1 pseudogene is annotated in these 316 nt (G+C 56.3%); it reads left to right on the forward strand.

The annotated features are described in order from the left end of the window. Positions 1-316, forward strand: a pseudogene (locus tag ACZYSM_RS29445) (hypothetical protein); the annotation flags it as partial.

The following is a 316-nucleotide window of genomic DNA, read 5'->3' on the forward strand; positions in this document are numbered from 1 at the left end:
TCTATCCAATAGGCACCAGTGGTCTATGCCACGGCGGCGTGCATTTCGACAGCGGTACTGCCGGTGCTCTGGATCAATCCAGCGTGCATTGCTTGGCCGATGGTGAAGTGGTGGCTTATCGCATCGATGAGCACTCACCGACCACGACCTACTTCGTCGAAGAACTGTGCGTAGCAAAGCCCTTCTCACGTAATTTCGTGCTGGTACGCCACCGTCTTCAGCCACCGAAGATTGAGGGCAGCCCGGACGTGCCGCCCAGCCTGACTTTCTACAGTCTGTACATGCACTTGCAGGATTGGGCGGTGTATCACGATGA

The sequence above is a fragment of the Pseudomonas sp. F220 genome, from assembly GCF_057813935.1.